General features: G+C 35.8%; 15 protein-coding genes and 1 tRNA gene. 8 read left to right on the top strand and 8 right to left on the bottom strand.

The genetic code is table 11. The annotated features are described in order from the left end of the window. Positions 1 to 240: 240 nt before the first annotated feature. Both ACFFU9_RS10955 and ACFFU9_RS10960 read left to right on the top strand, forming a co-directional pair. Entirely contained in the window at positions 241 to 1,197 is a 957-nt protein-coding gene (locus tag ACFFU9_RS10955) for a tetratricopeptide repeat protein (RefSeq protein ID WP_379861481.1), read from the top strand. Positions 1,198 to 1,464: 267 nt separating this feature from the next. Beyond that, a complete protein-coding gene (locus ACFFU9_RS10960) occupies positions 1,465 to 2,820 on the top strand; it encodes a UDP-N-acetylmuramate--L-alanine ligase (RefSeq protein WP_379861482.1) in 1,356 nt (451 codons plus the stop codon). Positions 2,821 to 3,153: 333 nt separating this feature from the next. Here the strand turns inward: ACFFU9_RS10960 and ACFFU9_RS10965 are convergent, their stop codons facing one another. From ACFFU9_RS10965 to argE, 4 genes are all read right to left on the bottom strand, one after another. Further along, positions 3,154 to 3,636 carry a CIA30 family protein gene (locus ACFFU9_RS10965; protein ID WP_379861483.1) on the bottom strand — a complete coding sequence of 161 codons (483 nt, stop codon included), beginning with the start codon at positions 3,634 to 3,636 and terminating at the stop codon, positions 3,154 to 3,156. A gap of 33 nt (positions 3,637 to 3,669) precedes the next feature. Then, positions 3,670 to 4,479, bottom strand: coding sequence for an amidohydrolase family protein (locus ACFFU9_RS10970; protein ID WP_379861484.1), 810 nt, complete (start codon positions 4,477 to 4,479; stop codon positions 3,670 to 3,672). A 69-nt stretch (positions 4,480 to 4,548) separates the two neighbouring features. Continuing rightward, positions 4,549 to 5,721 carry an LETM1-related biofilm-associated protein gene (locus ACFFU9_RS10975; protein ID WP_379861485.1) on the bottom strand — a complete coding sequence of 391 codons (1,173 nt, stop codon included), beginning with the start codon at positions 5,719 to 5,721 and terminating at the stop codon, positions 4,549 to 4,551. 39 nt (positions 5,722 to 5,760) lie between these two features. After that, on the bottom strand, positions 5,761 to 6,936 hold the full coding sequence (gene argE / locus ACFFU9_RS10980; RefSeq protein WP_379861486.1) for an acetylornithine deacetylase: 1,176 nt from the start codon (positions 6,934 to 6,936) through the stop codon (positions 5,761 to 5,763). A 490-nt stretch (positions 6,937 to 7,426) separates the two neighbouring features. On the opposite strand from argE, the gene ACFFU9_RS10985 reads away from it, so the two are divergent. The 3 genes from ACFFU9_RS10985 (at position 7,427) to ACFFU9_RS10995 (ending at position 11,656) form a co-directional block, all read left to right on the top strand. Then, positions 7,427 to 8,164: an energy transducer TonB gene (locus ACFFU9_RS10985; protein WP_379861487.1), complete on the top strand. Its 738-nt coding sequence runs from the start codon at positions 7,427 to 7,429 to the stop codon at positions 8,162 to 8,164. A 490-nt stretch (positions 8,165 to 8,654) separates the two neighbouring features. Continuing rightward, on the top strand, positions 8,655 to 10,637 hold the full coding sequence (locus ACFFU9_RS10990; protein WP_379861488.1) for a protein-disulfide reductase DsbD family protein: 1,983 nt from the start codon (positions 8,655 to 8,657) through the stop codon (positions 10,635 to 10,637). Between the two features lie 14 nt (positions 10,638 to 10,651). Beyond that, positions 10,652 to 11,656, top strand: coding sequence for a TlpA family protein disulfide reductase (locus ACFFU9_RS10995; protein WP_379861489.1), 1,005 nt, complete (start codon positions 10,652 to 10,654; stop codon positions 11,654 to 11,656). Positions 11,657 to 12,195: 539 nt separating this feature from the next. Here ACFFU9_RS10995 and cysS read toward each other — a convergent pair. The 4 genes from cysS to ACFFU9_RS11015 all read right to left on the bottom strand — a co-directional run bounded on the left by cysS (position 12,196) and on the right by ACFFU9_RS11015 (position 17,551). After that, a complete protein-coding gene (cysS, locus tag ACFFU9_RS11000) occupies positions 12,196 to 13,677 on the bottom strand; it encodes a cysteine--tRNA ligase (RefSeq protein WP_379861490.1) in 1,482 nt (493 codons plus the stop codon). A 238-nt stretch (positions 13,678 to 13,915) separates the two neighbouring features. Then, on the bottom strand, positions 13,916 to 14,587 hold the full coding sequence (folE, locus tag ACFFU9_RS11005) for a GTP cyclohydrolase I FolE (RefSeq protein WP_379861491.1): 672 nt from the start codon (positions 14,585 to 14,587) through the stop codon (positions 13,916 to 13,918). Between the two features lie 279 nt (positions 14,588 to 14,866). Next, complete coding sequence (locus tag ACFFU9_RS11010) at positions 14,867 to 16,372, bottom strand: OmpP1/FadL family transporter (protein WP_379861492.1); 1,506 nt, start codon at positions 16,370 to 16,372, stop codon at positions 14,867 to 14,869. Positions 16,373 to 16,399: 27 nt separating this feature from the next. Further along, the gene (locus tag ACFFU9_RS11015) at positions 16,400 to 17,551 is read right to left on the bottom strand and encodes a hypothetical protein (RefSeq protein ID WP_379861493.1); all 1,152 of its coding nucleotides are present in this window, start codon (positions 17,549 to 17,551) and stop codon (positions 16,400 to 16,402) included. Between the two features lie 73 nt (positions 17,552 to 17,624). On the opposite strand from ACFFU9_RS11015, the gene proS reads away from it, so the two are divergent. The 3 genes from proS (at position 17,625) to rpsT (ending at position 19,766) form a co-directional block, all read left to right on the top strand. Continuing rightward, positions 17,625 to 19,103 carry a proline--tRNA ligase gene (gene proS / locus ACFFU9_RS11020; protein WP_379861494.1) on the top strand — a complete coding sequence of 493 codons (1,479 nt, stop codon included), beginning with the start codon at positions 17,625 to 17,627 and terminating at the stop codon, positions 19,101 to 19,103. A 309-nt stretch (positions 19,104 to 19,412) separates the two neighbouring features. Next, positions 19,413 to 19,484: transfer RNA gene (locus ACFFU9_RS11025), tRNA-Glu, on the top strand. 27 nt (positions 19,485 to 19,511) lie between these two features. Beyond that, entirely contained in the window at positions 19,512 to 19,766 is a 255-nt protein-coding gene (gene rpsT / locus ACFFU9_RS11030; RefSeq protein WP_379861495.1) for a 30S ribosomal protein S20, read from the top strand. Positions 19,767 to 20,090 lie beyond the last annotated feature (324 nt).

Genomic DNA, 20,090 nt, shown 5'->3' on the forward strand with positions numbered 1-20,090 from the left:
GTATGCTAATTTATGTTGTATGTGTCTTGTTGTCTATGATTGTACTCAAAAGTTATTCCAAAAAAGTATAAACCTCTGAAAGATTTCGTAGAAGAAGTGAAGTTATGGTTTTTTTAAGTTAATTTATAAAGTCCTACAAATTAAAAATGGTCTCATTTTTGATTAATATAATTAATACCTTGTTAAAAGATATAAACCAATTAAATGAAAGTTTAAATTTGTGTAATGCTTAACTAAATTATGAGACAATTTCTTTTCTTATTCTTGCTATACTCCTTAGGAGCTTTCGCTCAAGTGAGCACAGACAGTACGGATTATTATTTCAAGGCAAAACAGTTTGATAAGGCTGAAATGAAGTTGTTAGAGTATCTAAAAACTCATCCCAATGATTTAAAAGCTCTCGAATTATATGGAGATGCTTGTGGGCATCAGAAAAAATGGGACGAAGCTATTGCTAGTTATAAAATCTTGGTGGGTAAACATGAAAATGTTGCCAATTATCAATATAAATATGGTGGTGCTTTAGGAATGAAAGCTCTTTCGGTAAATAAATTTGAAGCTTTAGGTTTGATTAAAGATATTGAAAAAGCATTTTTAAAAGCAGCTAAATTAGATCCTCAACATGTTAATACCCGCTGGGCATTAGTGGAGTACTATATGCAATTGCCAGGAATTGTGGGTGGTAGTAAAAGTAAAGCTCTAGGATATGCAGAAGAACTTCAAAAGCTTTCTAAAGTAGATGGTTTTCTTGCAAAAGGCTATATTTATGAATATGATGAAGACGTGGTATTGGCTGAGAAATTTTATAAAATGGCCATAAATGAAGGTGGTTCTTTGTGGTGTTATGATAAACTGACTTCTTTTTATGAAAAACAGAAACAGCCTGATAAAGCATTAAGCAATCTTCAAGAAGCGACCACTAAACATAAACGTAATGCGCTGCACTATCAAATGGGTAAAATTTCGGCACAATATAATATCGAACTTCATAAGGGTGAAACCTGTTTAAATACGTATATACAGAATTACTCACCTTCAGATGAGGTGCCTAAAGCATGGGCATATTATAGATTGGCACAGATTTTTTTACATAAAAAAAATAAAAATGCCGCATTAAAGTATATTGACCTAGCCATTTCTGAACTTCCGAAAACTAAATATTTTAAGGAGGAGAGGTTGAAAATTATGAGGTTATAGGCTTAAGGGGTGTCCTGATTATAGAGTTTCTGTTTTATTGCAAGCGATTTAAAAACGATTATATTCCATCATAATCGTTTGTTTTTCGGTTTCCATAAGCTATAAATTATGGGTTTTGGAAAACTCTGTTTTTCAATGGGGCGTACACGTGCGTATTTGTAAAAAACAAAACCTATTGATTTTTCATAAGAAATTGTAATTTCAACCCAAATCATTCGAAAATTAATAGCGAAAAAACTATATTTGAGCATCTTCAAAACAAGATTCATGAACGTACATTTTATCGCTATTGGCGGCGCAGCCATGCACAATTTAGCCCTAGCATTACATCATAAAGGATACCAAGTTACTGGAAGTGACGATGACATTTTTGAGCCTTCAAGATCGAGGTTAAAAGCCAAAAACTTATTGCCAGAAGAGTTTGGATGGTTTCCCGATAAAATTCATGCTCATATCGATGCGATTGTGCTAGGCATGCATGCAAAGGCCGATAATCCAGAGTTGCTTAAAGCGCAAGCACTCGGACTCAAAATTTACAGTTATCCAGAGTTTTTGTATGAGCAGTCTAAATACAAAACGCGTGTGGTTATTGGGGGTAGTCATGGAAAAACCACAATAACGTCCATGATTCTACATGTAATGCATTACTATGATAAAGATGTGGATTATATGGTGGGTGCTCAATTGGACGGATTTGATGTGATGGTGAAACTTACAGAAACGAATGATTTTATAGTTCTAGAAGGTGATGAGTACTTAAGTTCTCCTATAGACCGGCGTCCAAAATTCCATTTATATAAACCTAATATAGCTTTATTGAGCGGTATTGCTTGGGATCATATTAACGTGTTTCCTACTTACGAAAACTATGTGGAGCAGTTTAGCCTTTTTGTGGATTCTATTGTGAGCGGCGGAAACATCAATTATAATGAAGAAGATCCAGAAGTAACGCGTGTGGTGGAAGCCAGTAACAATACCATTAGAAAAATTGCATACCGCACGCCAGAATATACTGTTGAAAACGGACAAACCTTACTGGAAACTCCAGAGGGGCCTTTGCCTATTGAGATTTTTGGAAAGCATAATTTAAATAACCTCGCCGGTGCTAAGTGGATTTGTCAACATATGGGGATTGATGAAGACGATTTTTACGAAGCCATTGCTACTTTTAAAGGGGCTAGTAAGCGCCTAGAAAAAATAGCAGAAAGTAATACTAGCGTGGCGTATAAAGACTTTGCTCATTCGCCCAGTAAAGTGGAAGCAACCACGAATGCGCTAAAGGAACAATACCCGAAGCGCAGTTTAGTGGCCTGTTTGGAACTTCATACGTATAGCAGTTTAAATGCCGAATTTTTAAAAGAATACAAGAGAACACTTGATGCTGCCGATGTTGCTGTAGTGTTTTACTCGCCTCATGCCGTAGAAATAAAAAAACTGAAAAAAGTAAGTCAAGAACAGATTGCGAACGCTTTTAAACGCGACGATTTGATTATTTATACCAACCCAGACGATTTTAAAGATTTTATCTTCTCTCAGAATTTTGATAATAAAACCCTTTTACTGATGAGTTCTGGTAATTATGGAGGATTGAATTTTGATGCCTTGAGGGAGGCGATTGAGTAATTGATTATCTCTAGGTTTTAATGTTATTTAGGACAAACGAAAGGAAGTAGTGTCTTTTTATATGTATGTTTTTAAAAACGTTATTGAAAAGCAATAGTTCTAACTTAATTTAAGTATTAACATTAAGGGAGTATAAACGTTTTGTCTTTTCATGCATCGTTGTTAGAGTTATAAACAAAATAAGAGAGTGTTTTTTAGAGCTATAAAACTATATGTCTATATAACCAGCACAACAGAAAAAATAAAATATTCTATAATTATTAATGGCGAATGCTAACGACTATCTCGTAAAACAAGCCCATTGTTTGGAAACTTAAAAACAGGAAGGCTTAACTATTCTAAAACAATATAATCGATCTCTAGTTTAAAAACCTCTGCCTTTTTATTGCCAATTAAAAACCCAATGGTTTCCAACTGTTTTCCAGGATAATTCTCGGTATTTAATCTTTTGCCTCTAAAAGCAGGGTATAGGGTGTTAAACGGAATTTCTAAGGTTTGCCAATCGCCTGTTGTTTGAACTAATGCATTATAAGAATGGGGGTCGTTACGATTGGTTTTTATTCTAAATTGATAGGGTTTGCCATCCCCCTTAAGTTTAATGCGTACTTGAGAAAAGGTAACGGCTAGAATGGTATTGAATTTATACTGTAACAAAGAAAAACCGCCGTTATTTTCTAAAGAAACTTGGCCTTCAAAAACGCCGCAGCCAGCTGGATTTATGTAAAATTCACCTTTAGAGCAACCACCCATCACGGCATCGTTAATGATGTTCCACTTGGTAATGTTGCTATTGGAATTAAAATCGAATAGTATCAAAGTATTATGTTTTAAGTATTACTGTAAGATATTTTAAAATTTCGAAGTGTCTATTTTAAAAAGCTCAGAAGCATTTTTCCAAAGGATCAATTCTTTTTTTTCATGGGGCAAGTCTAATTGACCCATAAAATTTAAATAGGATCTCATATTGGATATAGGCCAATCTGTGCCATATAATAAATACTTTGGGTCTCCAGCATAAGTGATCATTTCTTCGATTTCCTTTTTCATATAACGTTCAAATTTATCGGAGAAATCGCCTAAAACTAAGCCAGAAATATCAGCATGTACGTTTTTGTTTTTGTAAACCACTTCCATGCAGTCTTTGATCCAAGGGTTTCCAACATGGCAAATCACAATTTTTAAATCTGGATAATCTACTGCTAAATCATCAATATGTATGGGGTGGGAAAATTTTATTTTACCTGTGGGGGCATAGGTGTCGCCAGAGTGAAACATAACGGGTACATCATACTCTATTGCCATGTCGTACACTATTTTTAAACGAATATCGTTGGGGTAGAAGGGCTCGTAGCCAGGGTAGAACTTTAAACCTTTAATAAGGCCACTTTCCAGGTATTCACCAATCTCTCTTAAATCCCTATGGTTATAATGGAGATAGCTAATACCGGCCACCACACCAAGGTTATCCCTACCACTTATGGCTTCTACTACTTGTTTTGTGCTGGGTCGGTGTTCATTTACTTTATATGAAGACAAAACCAATGCGTAGTCCACATGGTTGTCTTGCATGGTGCCTGTAAGTCGGTTGAGGCAATCTTCTAATGAGACCACGCGTTCTTCATGATAATTGTTAATGTGGGTATGCACGTCTATAATCATCTTTGCGCTATCGTGTTATAAGTTTGTTAACGAAGATAGGGCATTTTGAGTATATAGAGAGCATGAGATTTAATCGTCTATGCGGTTATCATCAAAAGCAGAAGGTAATAGTTTAGGGATAAACTTAATGACCAAGGGCAATAATAAGGCACCACCAGGTAGCATAAAAATAGCCAGACTGGGAATGGATTTAAAAATATCCAATAATTGTTCTTGTACCTTTTTAGATTCTTCGGGGGTTAAATCGCGCACAGTGGAATGGGTTAAGAGTACCATCAATTCTTTGCTGTCCAACAGTTCCTGATACAAACGCTTACTGTTTCTGGAGATTAATTTCATTACCATCTTACTGGAATTGTTATAAAAAGTCTTCACCATATTTTTAGAACTTAGCAAAGCAATGCTGTCTTTATAAGTGGCATAAAAGGTGTTTATGGTAATAATAGACTGTTGTACTCTAAAAGGTTCCAGATTTAAGTCATTACAGAGTTTAGTTAAAAAACTTTGTTCGTTGGGGTCTATAATACGGTCGCTCCAGGTCGCCATGCATGCCAAATCTAAAATATAATATTTCTCTTGATTCGTGTTTATATGTTTAATGGCGTTATTAAAAGTGAGGTCTTCATGGTCGTTAAACCGTACGGACGATTCAAAAAGTTTAATTAAACTCATATCGTATTTGTTCTTATCTGTTTTTGAGTTTAATACACGAAGCGATATAGACAGTATGGAAGCTTCTAGTGTTTTGATATAAACATCGGAAATGGTTTGGTGTTTTAAGAATTGTTGATACGCCAGAACATCTACAAACAGTAAAGCATTTGTAATAAAATAGCTAAAGTTTTTAGTTAAAACGTTAGGGTCTATTTGAATGCGTTTATGTATGATGCTTTCAAGTAATTCGTTAGATTTTTTAACCCCCATAAAGCCGTGGAAAAAGGAGGTTTTTATAGCGCTAATTTCAGAATAAAAGGCAATGGCGCTGTCGATGAAAGGTGTCTTGGTTTCAGCGTAACTGTGCATATAAAGTAAAGCCACGCAAAGGTTTACTTTGCAGATTTCTTCTTCTGTAAGATCTAGTTTTTTTACAGCATCTGCAACAGGAACGGCATTGCTTCCATAAATAAACCCGCTGGTGCGTAAGGCGTTATAAAACGCTTCTACGTCTAGATTTAAAAAAGTATGATTTTTTTTAAGCTCTACAAGTAATTTTTTAATCCAGCCATTAGCCGATGGATTCATGATAACCTTATTTTTAAAACAAAATTAATTCTAAATTTTCTAATTTAAAGCAGAATCTTTAGAATGTTCAATAAGCGCTTCAATCATAATGACGCCTTGCTGTAGTTGTGTTTTGGAAATAAACTCGTTAGCCCGATGGGCTTGCTCAATAGAGCCTGGGCCGCAAATAATACTTTGGAAACCTGCATTTGCAAATTGCCCTGCTTCTGAGGCATAAGATACCGTATGCCATTCTTGATGCCCTGTTATCTTTTTTATGAGCGCGACCACTTCTGCATTTTCATCGGTATTTAAAGCGGGGACTAAGGGATGGTTTTCTTTGATATTGATTTTGAAACCTGGAAAAACAACTTTTAGTTCTGCTTCCTTTTCTTTGCAATGGTTAATAAAATCTTGGTAAATATCATGACCGCTATCTGAGGGTATTGCACGGATATCCATGGAAAACATAGCTTTGTCGGCAATAATGTTAGGGGCAATACCACCTTGGATGCGACCAACATGTAAAGAGGAGTGTGGTGGATTAAAACGATTATCGATAGGTCCAGACTTAATAAGCGTATCCATTTTTTGTTCTGCCCATAAAACCAACCTTGCGGCTTCATGAACAGCACTAACTTCTTGCTTGATGCGGCTACTGTGCCCTGCAGAACCATTCACGTAAACATCTAATATATGGATGCTTTTTTGCCCGATAATGGGTTTTAACATAGAAGGTTCTCCTATAATAGCGAACTTAGGGTTTTCTTTATATGTCGCTTTTATATGCGTAATAAGTGCTGGAGCTGCTAGGCAACCAATCTCTTCGTCGTAGGAAAATGCAAAATATATGGGAGTTTTAAGTGATGCTTTTGTTAATTTGGGTAATGCTGCCAAGCAACAGGCCAAAAAGCCTTTCATATCGCAGCTGCCACGGCCATATAGATTGCCATCGGCCTTATCGATAAGCTTAAAAGGGTCTGTTAGCCAATCCTGTCCTTTAACCGGTACCACATCGGTGTGCCCAGAAAGGATGGTGCCTCCATCTGTTTCAGGACCAATTCGGCAATGTAGTGATGCTTTGGTGTTTTCTGTATTGGGGACTAGGTATGTTTTAACACCATACTGTTCAATATAATTTTGAATCCAATAGATAATTTCTAAGTTGCTTTCACCACCTAAAACAGGGAATGCTACAAGCTCTTTTAATATGTTTTCTGCGCTCATCGATTTCATGTTTTTATTTTTTAGTATAACGCTATATTGCAAGGCTTGTAAAGATATGAAATGCGCTGTGTTTTAATTTAATAAAAACGAAGCTTGTCATTCTTGTTTGCTAAATTAAAGGTTGAATATCTAAAGTTTTGTAGTAGTGTCTTCATTTTATATCTCTTTTTTGACGCCCTATCATTTATCAAAATAGAATTTAGTGTGTTCATCGCCTTTAAGAGTCGTGCTAAATATCAGGCTAAACGTTTGGCAAGAGCTCAAAAGTTTTAGGTTGTTCATTACAAAAAAGAATTGTTTTTGGAGTGGTGCGTTTCGGCAATAATGTTTTTTTTTGAAAATTTAGTGGATTTTGGGAAAGTAAGTTAGGAGAGTTAATGTGGGTTGGGAATAGTGTAATATTTTAATTGCCATGCTGTTAAGTTGGTTTTAGACTGATAAATATCATATTTAAATATAGCAAATTTCAATAACTTTAAGGGAGTAAATACGAGATGTCATGATAACAAAAAAGAACCCAGAAATCGAGATCGGCAGGAATAGCGGTCTTTATTTTGCCATTGGACTTAATGTGATGTTATTTCTTTCATGGCAATTGTTAGAGTTTAAAACATACGATAAAGACGATGTGGATATTGGTGTTTTAAAAATGGAAAATGTAATAGAGGAAGATATTCCTATTATTAATATCAATACGCCACCCCCACCGCCACCGCCACCACCTGTTGCAAGCATTGAGAATATTAAGGTGGTTGAAAATGTAATTGAAATTGAAGAAACATTTATAGCGAGTACAGAAACTAATCAAGAAGAAAGAATAAAAGATTATGTTCCTGTTAGCGTTACTGATGTTAAAGTGGAAGTTGTAGAAGAAGATGTAGAAGTCCCTTTTGCTGTGATTGAAGACGTTCCTGTTTTTCCTGGTTGTGAAGGCGGTAGTAAAGCTGAAATTAAGGCCTGTTTTCAAAAAAAGATGCAAGAACATATCAGTAAGCATTTTCGATATCCACAAGCAGCTTTAGACTTAGCAATTCAGGGTAGGGTAAACGTGATATTTGTTATTGATGCCAAAGGCTTTGTTACAGGCATTCGTTCTCGAGGACCAGATAAAATACTAGAAAACGAAGCAGAGCGCATTATGAAAGAGCTGCCACAAATGCAACCAGGAAAACAACGCGGAAAACCCGTGAAAGTGCCTTATAGTGTTCCTATTGTGTTTAAAATGCAAATAGATTGAATTTTAAAAACTATTTTAATAGTTAACAAAGGCTCTCACGTCGTGTGAGGGCTTTTTTTTTGAAAAAAATGGTTTTTATTATATAAACAGGCTTTTTGCGTTAAAAATTACCATTCATTAACATTTTAAACTTCTATTTTTAATTAGTTTAGCAGTTTGTATCTAGTTTTTTTTATAAAATAAAAGGTATAAGAAGTAAATATGTTTAAGCTTTAATGTGTTGTTGCATAGGTTTTTATAAAGGTGTGTAGCTTATCGTGCGTTTTAATGCTTTTGGGTTGGCAACGAAAAAACAAATCAAATGAATATATTTCCATGATGCGAATATTTACATTTAAAACTTTAACATATTATTAATAAGGATGACGGCTCTTTTTTTTGTCTTGTCCTACCATCATTTTATATACGGTCTTGTTAAGGATAGTAAAGTAAAGTATAGAAATGATTGGCAGCCTTACATGGGGCTTTTTTTTAATATAAATTATAGAATATGAGGCAATTAGTTTTATTTTTAGCGCTTATCACTTTCGGTATTGGCCAAGCACAGATTTTAGACCCTGTAAAATGGACTGCTTCTGTAGAGAAAATTTCAGATACCGAGTATGTGTTGGTTTCGAAAGCGTCTATAGAACCTGGTTGGCACTTATATTCCCAAGAGGTTCCAGAGGATGGCCCCATTCCTACCACTTTTGTATACCATAATAATCCAGATAATTATAAAATTATTGGAAAGACACTAGAAGAAGAGGGCTATGTTGTAGATGATGCTGTATTTGGGATGAAAATAAAACTGTTTGGAAAAAGCGCTGTTTTTAAACAAAAGATTGAACTTATCAATAACGTGCCTACTGTAAAGGGCTTTGTGGAGTTTATGGTGTGCGATGACACCAGGTGCCTTCCACCAACGGAGATCGATTTAGTATTCAATTTGTCTAATACCACAGCGGTATCTAGTTCTGAAGTTGTAGCCACGAATCAGCAGGTTACAACAAGCGACCCAACAGAATGGACATCGGCTGTGAAAAAAGAATCTGAAAAAGGCTTGTGGATGATTTTTGTTTTAGGTCTTGGGGCTGGCCTTATTGCATTGTTTACGCCATGTGTTTTCCCATTGATTCCTATGACGGTAAGCTTCTTTACCAAACAAAGTAAAAGTAAAGCAGATGGTATAAAAAATGCTGTTATCTATGGTCTTTCTATTGTGGTGATATATGTGGTTTTGGGAACAGCGGTAGTTGCCCTTTTTGGGGCAAGTGCCATAAATGAGTTTTCAACAAGTGTTGTGTTTAATTTAGTGTTTTTTGCTATACTTATTATTTTTGCGGTATCGTTTTTAGGAGCTTTTGAAATAATGTTACCTAATTCTTGGGCAAATAGGATTGATAAAAAAGCAAATAGCGGTGGCTATGTCGGAATTTTCTTCATGGCACTAGCATTAGCTATTGTGTCTTTTTCATGTACAGGGCCTTTTGTTGGGAATATTATTGTTCTTTCTGCATCAGAGGGAGGGTTTGCTCCGTTAATCGGCATGCTAGGCTTTTCTTTATCGATAGCCATGCCTTTTGCATTATTTGCGGCATTCCCTGGTTGGTTAAACTCTTTGCCAAAGTCTGGAGGTTGGTTAAATACGGTAAAAGTTGTTTTAGGGTTTTTAGAATTGGCCTTAGCCTTTAAGTTTTTATCACAAGCCGACTTGGTAATGCAAACCCATTTTCTAGAAAGAGAGGTCTTTATAGCCATCTGGATTGCAGTATTTGGCGCTTTAGCTTTTTATCTGTTCGGAAAAATAAAATTGCCACATGACTCGCCTATGACTCATATTTCGGTTGGAAGATTGAGTTTAGGACTTATTGTGCTATCTTTTACGATTTACATGATTCCTGGTTTATGGGGCGCACCATTAAATTTAATTAGCGCTTTTCCACCCCCATTAGAATACAGTGAATCTCCTTATGGCGTCGGGTATTCTAAAGTAGGAACGGCATCTGCTTTACAAAATAACGAGACATTACCCGATGGTGCACATTTATTAGCACCACATGATATATTGGCTTTTAATGATTATGATAAAGGGATGGCTTATGCCAAACAAGTTGGTAAACCTGCAATGATCGATTTTACAGGTTGGGCCTGTGTAAACTGTAGAAAGATGGAGCAGAATGTATGGCCCAAACCAGAAATTTTAAACCTACTTAAAAATGAAATTGTACTTATTTCTTTATATGTGGACGATAAACGAAAATTAGCAGACGACGAAATTGTAGAATCTAAATTGAAACCCGGTAAAAAATTGAAATATATCGGTCAGAAATGGAGTGAATTACAAACCCTAAAGTTTAAAGCGAATTCACAACCTTTTTATGCATTGATAGACCATAATGAAGCTAATATTTTAGAGCCTGTGGGCTACACACCAGATGCAGAAGCGTATCATCATTGGTTAACAACCGGAATAGAAAACTTTAAAAAATAATTTAAATAATAAACATGAAAAAAATAATTTATATAGTAGCTATCGCTTTCGTATTTATATCCTGTAAAGAAGAAGCTCCAAAAGATTATGTTACGCTTTCTGGAACTATTGCAAATCAGAATTCAGATTCATTAATTGTGGCGCAACAGCAAATCATTAAAACCATAAAAGTGAAACCTGATGGTACGTTCTCCGACACCTTAAAAGTAGAAGCAGGAACCTATGTAATTTTCGATGGAAAAGAACAAACAGCAGTCTATTTAAAAAACGGTTATGATTTAAAAGTGGATATTGATACCGAAAATTTTGATAAAAGTTTGAAATACACAGGCCATGGTGCCGAAGCCAATAATTATTTGGCTAAAAAAGCATTAATGCTGGAAGCGTTATTTGATTTTGATACCTTGATGGGCTTAGAAAAAACAGCCTTCCACGAGCGCATTGAAAAGGCTAAGAACTCGTTAAAATCTTTATTGGATAGTACCGAAGGTTTAGATGCGTCTTTTATTGCCAGTCAGGAGAATGAAACCGAAATGATTTCAAACCAGCTAAGCATGATGTACGAAGAAAGTCAGAAGTTGGTTTCCTTAAAAGGAGAAGCGTCGCCAAAATTTGTAGATTATGAAAACTATAAAGGAGGTTCTGTATCGTTAGATGACTTAAAAGGAAAGTATGTTTATATCGACTTGTGGGCCACATGGTGTGCGCCATGCAAAGTTGAAATTCCCTTCTTAAAAGAGGTGGAAAAACAATTTCATGGTAAAAACATAACCTTTGTGAGTATTTCTGTGGATAGAGAGACCGCTTATGATAAATGGCGAACTATGGTTGCAGATATGGAGCTTCCTGGATTGCAATTATATGCAAAAGAAGACCAATCGTTTATGGAGGCTTTCCAGGTTTCTGGAATTCCTAGATTTATTCTTATCGATCCTAAAGGAAACGTTGTGGATCCCGATGCACCAAGACCATCTAGCGGAGAGGTGTTAACAGGTTTATTTACGCAGTTGGGCATATAATAAAATCGTTTAAGGTAAGTCTAGGAGTTCGGTTTTAGAAGCTAAAGCGCGAATTAAAACCTGACTTTATCTTGAGCGGTTTTGAAATGGCACACTAGGTATCGTGTTTTAACAAAGCGTTTTGGTGAAAAAGTATTGCTAAAACAACGGTGATGCCCTCCTTAGAAGAGGGCTTTTTTTGCGAATAGAGTTAGGTTAAGTTGTAGTAACACTATAACTTGTTGCGAATAGCGTATATAAGTAATTAGAAGTGCTAATGATAAATGGGTTCTCAAAAAATAACATGAAGGAGCTGGCATTCCTGAAATTTTGTTTGGAAATCTGTTTACTCATCCAATTGAAACACTCACGAGCCTCGGCCTAATCAATAGGAAACATAGGTTTTAAGTACTTTTGTATTAATATGGTGAAAAAGTAACGCAACCCAATAATGTCAAGCTCGAATAAAGTATGTTTTATAGCTTAAAAACATCCCAATATGAGAGTTTTAAATACACTATTATTTACTAGGTCTTAAAACAGTTTTAAGAACACTTTATTTAACTTACAGAAAACGTAGTGCCTTCTTTGCCATCTTTTAATTGGATGCCAACTTCGGCCAATTCATCACGTATTTTATCAGAAAGGGCAAAATCTTTATTAGCTCTAGCGTCTTGTCTTAATTTTATTAAAATATCTACCGCTCCAGATAATTTATCCATTCCCGCTTCTTTTTTAGTAAGGTTTTCGAGACCTAAAATTTCAAAAGCAAAGGTGTGAATCGTATCTTTTAAAAGCTTTAAATCTTCTGCGTTTATAGTGCTTTTGCCTTCTTTAATCTGATTGATATATTTAATCGCCTCAAATAGGTGTGCAATTAGAATGGGCGTGTTGAAATCGTCATTCATAGCATTATAGCAAGCCTGTTTCCATGTCTCCACATCAATAGAAGAGGTATCGGAAACCTTTAAGCTGTCTAGCATGTGTATTCCCTCCATCAAACGAAAAAAGCCTTTTTCACTCGCCAATAAGCCATCATCCGTAAGGTCTAAAACACTTCTGTACGAAGATTGTGCAATAAAAAAGCGAATTACACTAGGCGAGTAAGCTTTACTAAATATGCTATTGTTTCCAGACAATAACTCGTCTGGATTAATAATATTGCCTGTAGTTTTGGACATACGCTGCCCGTTTAATTCTAGCATATTGGCATGCATCCAATAGTTTACTGGAGATTTTCCTTTAGCCGCTTCATTTTGTGCTATTTCACATTCATGATGAGGAAATTTTAAATCCATGCCACCACCATGAATATCAAAATGGTCGCCCAAATACTTAGTGCTCATTGCAGTGCACTCTAAGTGCCATCCAGGAAATCCATCGCTCCAAGGAGAAGGCCAACGCATAATATGTTGAGGTTCTGCCTTTTTCCAAAGTGCAAAATCTTGTGGATTTCTTTTATCCGTTTGACCATCTAATTCACGGGTATTATGAATTAAATCTTCAAGTTTTCGTTTGCTTAACTTTCCATATTCGTGGGTTTCATTAAACTTGTAAACGTCAAAATACACGGAGCCATTAACTTCATAAGCAAATCCATTTTGAATGATGGTATTGATCAATTCAATTTGCTCAATAATATGTCCAGTTGCTGTAGGTTCAATACTGGGCGGTAAAAAATTAAAAGTGTTGAGGATGTTATGGAAATCGACCGTATAGCGCTGCACCACTTCCATAGGTTCAATTTGTTCTAAACGTGCTTTTTTAGTTATTTTATCCTCACCTGCATCTGCATCATTCTCCAAATGCCCAGCGTCTGTAATATTTCTAACATAACGAACTTTGTACCCCAAATGCCTTAAATAACGAAATACCATATCAAAAGACATAAAGGTTCTCACATTCCCTAGGTGAACATGGCTATACACAGTAGGGCCACAAACATACATACCTATATGGCCTTCACTTATAGGTTTAAATTGTTCTTTTTTACCTGTTAAGGAATTGTGGATTTTAATCTGATTCGATTCGTATAGCTGCATGTTGGTTCGCGTTGTTTGTTATGGTCTTATTCGATTAGCTTTTAAGGAGTGCTATTGTTTTTTTTTTTTGGATTATAAGAATGGTTTTAGTTTTGGCCATTTGGTCTTATTAAGTTCCCTATTAAGAACGAATTTATTTTGTAAATGAACCTGTTCTATCTACTCCGTTCTTATAATGAATCTAGAACCCCTTAAAGGAAGATTGTTTTTCAGTAAAGAAAAAGAATTAATCAAAAAATTAAAACTTAGTATCTAATTTTATATAATCTAAAAATTCACGACGTGTTTCAATGTCTTGGAACTTTCCGCCAAATTCAGAAGTAACCGTACTGCTTTCTATATCTCTAATACCCCTTGAGTTTACACATAAGTGCTTGGCATCCATAACGCAGGCCACGTCTTTTGTATTTAAAACCTCTTGAAGTTCCCGTACAATCTGAATTGTTAAGCGTTCCTGTACCTGTGGGCGTTTTGCAAAATAATCTACAATACGGTTCATTTTAGATAAGCCTACTACAGTGCCATTGGAAATATATGCAATATGGGCTTTTCCAACAATGGGCAATAAATGGTGTTCGCATGTTGAATAAACAGTAATGTTTTTTTCAACTAGCATTTCGCCATATTTATATTTATTATCGAAAGTTGAAGCGTTTGGTTTCTTCTTGGGGTCTAACCCTCCAAAAATTTCCTTTACAAACATTTTGGCCACTCTGTTAGGTGTTCCTTTTAAGCTATCATCGGTTAGATCAAGCCCTAGGGTTTCCATAATATGACGTACATCATCCTTAATGATGTCTATTTTTTCTTCAGAGGAAAGTTTGAAAGCATCGTGGCGCATTGGTGTATCTTCGGAAGTCCCAATATGCTCATCGCCAAAAGATTCAATTTTTTCTAAGTTATTATCCATTTTTATGTGTTAAAAAGAGTAACGGTTTTTAGTCTGCAAATATAAGCAAAACACTTTTGTTATGTTTTGTATTAAGAAACATTTAATGCTTTAGCAATTTCAGAGCCTTTTAGAGTGGAAACTGAAATGTATAGGCTTGCTTTTATGCTTAAAAAGCAATTTGGTAAGTGCTCGTATAGTAATGGTCTGGTTTTTGTTAAATTCATTACAGTACCAATAAAAAAAGCCTGAATTTTTATAAAAATTCAGGCTTTTTAAAAATATATTGAGATTTGATACTTAAATGTTAAAGCTTAAAGATAAGGTTACATTTGAGTTTTTATTATCTATAGATGCACTATCTGTAAGACCCACACTATATAAAGGTGTATTGTAATCACGTTTATACTGGTCGTAAGTAACATCCAATCTTGTGTTTCCAAAATTATAGCCAAGTCCAACAGAATACCCGTTCAAATCGCCAATGGTTACACCGTCTTTATATGGGCTTTCTTCAAAACGATACCCGCCTCTAAAACTAAACTGCTGTATTTTATATTCGCCACCAACTCTATAGGTGGAAGCCGCTTGAAGTTTATCATTCATATTTGTATTCTGAAGTTGAAAATCAGGATCTGAAGTCGGTTTTAATTTTGTAGCACTATAATCTTTATGTGAATAATCAAAACTGATTAAACCTTGGGTTCCGAAAATATATGCTAAACTTCCTGTTATTTTACTAGGGGTTTGCAATTTGTATTTCGGATAGACATTTATAATATTAGGAATATACCCCATATCAGAATCAGACAAATTAGATTTTATAAATTGAGACGTCTCTTCTTCAATAGAATACCAAATAGGGGAGTCGTAAGTGATACCAGCTCTCAACTCATTGGTTATTTTTACGATGCCTCCTAGTTGAAAAGAAAATCCAGAACCTCGTGTGGCCAAATTGTTTTCAAATTCTATAAAACTAATGGTACCGCCATTTGAATTGCGTTCAACCAAATTGGTAGATTTGTCGTAATTTATAAAATGAGAGTTCAAATTTAATCCTAAGTAAAGGTTTTCGTCGTACTGTGTAGCAAAGTTAAAGGCAATTTTGCCATTATAGCCTGTAGATGCGTATATGTAATCATGGTCAAAACTACCATTTGCTAAGTTGGAAAAATAGGTTGTATTGTTGTCGTTGTCGGCGTCAGGTTCGATAATATATGCCTGATAGCCCAAAAAAGCTTGTTGATGAGCGTAGCCAAAAACATTTCCAATATCTCTATAAGCATCTTCTACAAGTTCATTTGTTAGTAACGAAATGTCGCCTAATTTAACACCATTTGCATAGTCTAAAAAATACATGTCTACAGATTGATTATTAGTGTTGGTGCCTGTAGCGTACCAATTGTCATCATAATTATTGGTTCTTTCATAAGCCACGCCCATGGAGAATTTTTTCCATCTAGATTTATTACTGGTAAAAACAAAAGCAGCACCACCTTGATTGATATCAAAATTAGAGTCAGACGAACTTCCCATGCCGTTAAAGTAGCGCGTATTATTATCGGTGTTTGAAAATACACCCGAAAAAGATGCGTGACTTTGGGTAAATATGGCAGAACTTGCAGGGTTTGCGCTAACGGCACTCATGTCGCCACCTAGCGCGCCAAAAGCACCACTTAATGCTCTATAACGTGCTGTTCCTTGAATTTCGTTTTGAGAATACCTTAAGGCATCGGTGATATTTTGTGCATTCAAAAAAGACACAGATAATAGGCCTGTTATGAATAGTAGATTTAACTTTTTCATACAATTTTTTTTAGGGTTCTTTAATTTTTATCGACGTCTTCCACCACTACTTGAGCTAGAACTAGAACTTCTACTGCTAGAACCGCTTGATGATCTTGTACTGGATCCTGAGGAGCTTGACGAACTTGGTGTACTGTAGCTAGAAGATCTTGAAGTCGACGTACTAGGGGTTTGATAGCTAGAGCTTCGTCTTGTATTATAACTATTGCTTGATGGTGTTGAAGTGCTAGAAGAGCTTCTCCTTACTGTAGAAGACCGTGTTGTAGAGTTTGAAGCTGGTGCAGAAACACTACTACTTCTTCTTACGGTGCCAGAAGTTACTCCAGAATTTGATGTTGAAGGGGTGCCGTTGCTCACTCTATTAGACGTGTTAGTTGATGTGCTGCTTCGTCTGGTAGTCGTATTGTACCTAGAGGTTGTGTTAGAGCTTCTGCCGTTAACATTTGTTCCCCTGCTTAAACTAGAGCTTCCAGTAGCTAAGCTACCACGTCTTGTCGCACTTTGAGATACGTTGGCATTATAATATCGGCTGCCATAATATCTGTTATTGTACCCGTAATACGATGAGCCATAATAGCGATTATAATAAGGAGCGCCGTAATAGCCATGAGAAAACGGGCTGTAATATGACCAACTGTTATAATACCCACCATAGCCATAATAGCCTCTGTTCCAGTATGGCGCATGGTATCCCCAAGAGTTCCAGCCATAGTTAAAACGGTTGTAATGGGGGTAGTTCCAGCCATAGTTATGATATCCAAAACCAGAATGTAAGTTTATAACCACTTGGCTATTGTCTTGCCCCCAACCAGCATAACCTTGGTAATGGTCTTGGTCTTGGTAATTGTTGTTTATAGCGTCCTGATCATCATAGTTTTCACCTTCATAAGTGTCTATGTCTGTAAAAATGGCACCATTATCCGTATAGTTGTCGTACTGAATGGATTTTTCTCTGAAATAGTTTTTGTAATAATTGTTTTTATTACCATCGTTTTGTGATTCCACAACAACAGCCTCTGTATTTGAGGATCCATAAATACCATCATTGTCTACTCCTACATATTGGTAAGAACCACATGATGAAAGCGCCGTTAATAGCGCAAGTATGGCTACAAAGGGCATTTTTCGTTTTAAGTAGTGAATATATTGCATATCTTCTAGAATTTTATTGTTGAACATAACAAAAATAGTTAGTTTTGCCAACTATTCTTTTTATTTAACATAAGGGCAATTTTTATGCCAAAACCCATATATGAGCAAAAAACTTACTAGTAGAACGGAGGATTATTCAAAATGGTATAATGAATTGGTTGTGAAAGCTGATTTAGCTGAAAACTCAGCAGTTAGAGGGTGTATGGTAATTAAACCCTACGGCTATGCCATCTGGGAGAAAATGCAGGCCGAGCTGGACAAAATGTTTAAGGAGACTGGACATCAAAATGCATATTTTCCATTATTTGTTCCTAAAAGCTTGTTTGAGGCAGAGGAAAAGAATGCAGAAGGTTTTGCTAAAGAATGTGCCATTGTTACGCATTATAGATTGCAGAACGACCCGGATAGACCAGGGAAATTACGGGTAGATCCTGATGCTAAATTAGAAGAGGAGTTAATTGTAAGGCCTACTTCTGAAGCTATTATTTGGAACACTTATAAAGGCTGGATTCAGTCTTACAGAGATTTGCCTTTATTGATTAACCAATGGGCGAATGTGGTGCGATGGGAAATGCGTACCCGCCTTTTTTTACGCACGGCAGAATTTTTATGGCAAGAAGGCCATACCGCTCATGCCACCAAAGCGGAAGCCTTAGTAGAAGCAAAATTGATGAACAGCGTATATGCCACATTTGCTGAAAAGTTTATGGCCATACCTGTTATACAAGGTGTAAAAACTGAAAGTGAGCGTTTTGCTGGAGCTGATGAGACGTATTGTATTGAAGCCCTAATGCAGGATGGAAAAGCTTTACAGGCAGGAACCTCACATTTCTTGGGTCAGAATTTTGCAAAAGCTTTTGATGTTAAATTTGCAAATAAAGAAGGGAAACAAGACTATGTTTGGGCGACTTCATGGGGTGTTTCTACACGTTTGATGGGGGCTTTAATCATGACCCATAGTGACGATAAAGGTTTGGTGTTGCCGCCAAGTTTGGCACCCAATCAAGTGGTTATTGTTCCTATATATAAAAGTGAAGACGAATTGGAAGCCGTTTCTAGAGTAGCCCATGCGATTATGGGAGATTTGAGAAGCAAAAATATTTCTGTTAAGTATGATAATAGGGATACACAGCGTCCGGGAGCAAAATTTGCGCTTTACGAATTGCAAGGGGTGCCTTTACGAATTGCTATTGGAGCAAGAGATTTAGAGAATGGTACAGTCGAACTTGCACGTCGTGACACCCTAACTAAGGAAGTTGTTGCTTTAGAGGGTTTAAATGATAGAGTAGAAAGCCTATTGGTAGACATCCAGAGTTCTTTATATAATAAGGCGCTGCATTTTAGAGATAGCCATATCACAGAAGTAGATACATTTGAAGACTTTAAAACCGTATTAGAAACCAAAACAGGATTTATCTCGGCACATTGGGATGGTACGCCAGAAACTGAGGAAAAGATTAAAGAATTGACAAAAGCGACCATAAGATGTATTCCTTTAGAAGGAAATGTAGAGTCAGGAGTATGCGTTTATACAGGGAAACCATCAAAACAGCGTGTGTTATTTGCGAAAGCTTATTAGTTTTAAAAAAAAGAAGTTTTAAAACGAAATTCTTTTTTTAGGGCCTATGGGCTCGGTAACCCATTTGAAAAGCTTAAATGGTTTTGGTTTTGAGCGCATTAGGATCAAGGTATATGTGGTTATATAGAAGGGGTTTTTATAGTAAAAAAACAGAGATATAAAATATTTTAAAAAATTTTCAAATTACTATTGTAGCATTTAAAATAAAGTGTATTTTTGCAACCGCAATGGAAACATTGAAAGTTATTTTGAAAACAAATTTGCAAGTTTAAATTAAATGATTTATATTTGCACACTCAAAACCAAAATGGCCCGTTCGTCTATCGGTTAGGACGCCAGGTTTTCATCCTGGTAAGAGGGGTTCGATTCCCCTACGGGCTACAATATTTATAATAATAAAAATAAAAAATGGCAAATCATAAGTCAGCATTAAAAAGAGTAAGAAGCGGTGAAGCTAAGCGCTTGGTTAATAGATACAAACATAAGACAACTCGTAGTGCAATTAAAAAGCTACGTGATTTAACTGACAAGAAAGATGCAGAAGCCATGTTTCCTGATGTGTCTTCTATGATAGACAAGTTAGCTAAGAAAAACATCATTCATGACAATAAGGCTTCTAACCTTAAGTCTGGTTTAGCTAAGCATATTGCTTCATTAAACTAGTGTTAAAACAAAATATAAAAAAAGCCTCTCAATACGAGAGGCTTTTTTTATGCTTAAAATAATATTTTGTTCTTCAGTTAAGGAAATGGATGTTAATTGCAGATAAGATTAATGTAGTAACTTAATAAAGGAAGGGGTTTGTATTTTTTACGCTTCTAAATTGAATTCTAAAACGTTTGATCAGCTTTATATAGGTTTAGGGTATAAACAAAAAAAGAGTGGATCAAGTCCAAAAGTTGTGGGATTTTAAGATTATGCATAAATTGTTGTAAGTCTATATAGGAAGAACTCTACGTTTCTAACCCCTCTGAACTGCGCTCTAAA

The organism is Mariniflexile ostreae, from assembly GCF_042427585.1.
GTDB classification, from domain to species: Bacteria; Bacteroidota; Bacteroidia; order Flavobacteriales; family Flavobacteriaceae; genus Pseudalgibacter; species Pseudalgibacter ostreae.